This window comes from Deltaproteobacteria bacterium (genome assembly GCA_003696105.1).
Lineage (GTDB): Bacteria > Myxococcota_A > Polyangia > Haliangiales > J016 > J016.
Genome location: RFGE01000368.1, coordinates 1 through 2,649, shown reverse-complemented (window position 1 = coordinate 2,649; position 2,649 = coordinate 1). Strand labels below are relative to the sequence as shown.

Annotated in this window: 2 protein-coding genes and 1 pseudogene; 2 read left to right on the top strand and 1 reads right to left on the bottom strand. The window is 76.4% G+C overall.

What is annotated here, in order from left to right:
• Window positions 1-28: 28 nt before the first annotated feature.
• Window positions 29-232, bottom strand: a pseudogene (locus tag D6689_22665) (PspC family transcriptional regulator).
• Between the two features lie 10 nt (window positions 233-242).
• On the opposite strand from D6689_22665, the gene D6689_22660 reads away from it, so the two are divergent.
• Window positions 243-1,682 carry a hypothetical protein gene (locus D6689_22660; GenBank protein ID RMH36333.1) on the top strand — a complete coding sequence of 480 codons (1,440 nt, stop codon included), beginning with the start codon at window positions 243-245 and terminating at the stop codon, window positions 1,680-1,682.
• Window positions 1,683-1,738: 56 nt separating this feature from the next.
• On the top strand, window positions 1,739-2,649 hold a 911-nt coding region (locus tag D6689_22655), incomplete at its 3' end, for a PEGA domain-containing protein (protein RMH36332.1).

Here is a 2,649-nt window from a genome sequence, read left to right as displayed (position 1 = left end):
TCGCCGCGCGTGTCCGGGTCGTGCGCGCTCACGTACTCGATCGTCGAGGGCGGCGCGCCGGGGACCGGGAACATGGACGTGGACCCGCAGTTCGTGGACGCGGCCAACGGGGACTACCACCTCGCGGCGGGGTCGCCCGCGATCGACGCGGCGGACCCCGGCGGCGGGCCGGGCGACGACATCGACGGGGACGCCCGGCCGCAGGGCGGCGGTTACGACATCGGCGCGGACGAGGTGGCGCCGTGACGGCGGGGGCGCGCGTCGCCGCCGCCTTTGCCGTCGCGCTGGCCGCCGCACCGGCGCACGCCGGACCGGTGCTCGTGCTCGAGTCGTACGGAGGCCAGCGCCCGCAGGACGCGGACGCGGTGCTCGCCCCGGTGTTCGAAGAGCTGGCGGCGCGCGGCTACGCGGTCGGGCGCGATGCCGCGCAGCTGGTCGAGCGCCACGTGTCGCGGTCCGGCGGAGCGCTCACGGAGGAGGAACTCGCGACGGCGCGCCGGCTGATCACGCAGGCCCACCAGCGCTGGATCGACGGCGACTTCGCCGACGTGGTGTCCTACGTCGAGCGCGCGCTGGCGCTGTATCGGGGCGCGCCGGCGACGATCGCGCGCGACCAGATGCAGCGCGACATGGTCGAGCGCGGCCTGATCATCGAGGCGATGGCGCTGCGCCGGCTCGGCCAGGAGGACGAGGCGTTCGCGACCATGGCCGAGTACATCCGCAGCTTCCCGGACCGGGACGTGAACCGCCGGGTGTACGGGCCGGAGGCGGTGCGCCTGTACCGGGACGTGAAGAGCGAGCTCGACAGGCAGGAGCGCGCCGCGCTGCAGGTGACGGTCGACGAGCCGGCGGCGGTGGTGTTCGTCAACGAGCGGTTCGTCGCGGTCGGTGGCGCGGACCTGCGCGACCTGCACCCCGGGATGTATCGCGTGTACGTGCAGTTCGGCGACGCGCCGGGGCGGGCGCACTTCGTCGACGTGGCGCCGGGGCGCGAGCACTCGATCGCGGTGACGTGGGCGCTCGACGCGGCGCTGCGCACGCGCGCGTTCACGGGGTTCGCGTTTGCCGACGGCAAGGCGCGGGCGGCGCACGAGTCGGAGTTCGCGGTGCGCGTGGCGAGCGCGGCGGGGGCCAGCGGTGTCGTAGTGCTCGGGATCGACGGCGCGGGCGGGCGTCGCGAGGTCGTCGGCACGGTCTACTCGCTCGACAAGGGCAAGGTGTTGCGGTCGGCGGCGCTCACCGTCGCGAACGGGACGCCGCCGGGCCAGCTGCGCGCGCTCGCCCGCTACCTGGCTGGCGACGAGGCGTCGCCCGGCATCGAGGTGCGCGTCGGCCCGGCGCGGTCGGCGGTGGTCGCCGCGGCGCCCGACGACTCGGGCGGATCGGGCCGCCGCAAGCTCGCGGGGGTGGCGTTCGCGCTCGGCGGGATCGGGGCGATCGCCGGCGGCGTGTTGATCGCGCGCGACGGCGAGCCGAACTGCCCCGATTCGAACGCGCGCTGCCCGGAGGTCTACGACACGCTCGTGCCGGGGATCGGCGTGAGCGCCGCCGCGGCGGTGCTGCTCGGCGCCGGCGTATACCTGTGGGTCACGGCGGATGACGACGGCGAGGGCGGCGGCGCGCGCGCCGGGATCGCGCCGACGCGCGGCGGCGCCGAGGCGTTCGTCACCGTTCGGTTCTGAACGGGCGCTACGAGGGGGCGATGCGCGTGCGCAGTCTGTTAGGATGCCGGCCGACGATGCAAGCGGCGATCGGGGCGATGCGAGTGCGCGCGTTGGCGGCGGTCGCGGTGGCGACGCTGGCGGCCGCCGGCGTCGCGCGGGCCGAGACGGTGGCGGTGGCGGCGTCGACCGGCGACGCATTGACCGCCGCGGCGCTTCAGGCGGCGAACCGCAAGGCGGCCGAACTCGGGTGGACGCTGGTGGGCGACGGGGTCGAAGGGGCGGCGGCCGCCGACGTGATGGCGTCGTGCGCGCTCGACGACCGCGACTGCGTGCGCGCCGCGGCGGGTTCGCTCGCGGCGGACGTCGTGATCTGGCTGCGCGTGCGCAACGGCGATGCGGACGGCGCGCGGGTGCTGATCGGCACGCTGATCGATCCGCAATCCGGCGAGGCGAAGGCCGTCGAGACGCGCCAGTGTGCGGCGTGCACGGAGGCGGGGATCGCCGAGTTGGCGGCGGACGTCGTCGCGGCGCTCCGGCGGACGGCGGCGTCGATCGGGCCGACGGCCGCGCGGCTGGTCGTGCGGTCGCGGCCGTCCGGCGCGCGGGTGTCGGTGGACGGCGCGCCCGTCGGCGCGACGGAGCTGCGCTATGGCGTGTATCCGGGGGACCACACGGTGGCGATCGACAAGCCGGGGTATCGGGTGGCGGTGCGCCGGGTGCACATCGACGCGGGGGAGACGGAGACGGTCGACGTGACGCTGGAGCGGTCCGGCGGCGGCGGCCCGCGGTTCGGCGCGTGGAAGTGGGTGGCGGCCGGTGCGGGCGTGGCGGCAGTGGGCGCGGGGGTGGCGATGATCGCGATGGACGGCGACCGGATCGAGGGGGGCGTGCGCCAGGCGGAGCGGCGCGAGACGCTGGCGCCGGGGATCGCGACGGCCGTGGTGGGCGCGGCCCTGGTGGGGGCGGGCGTGTGGATGTGGCGGGA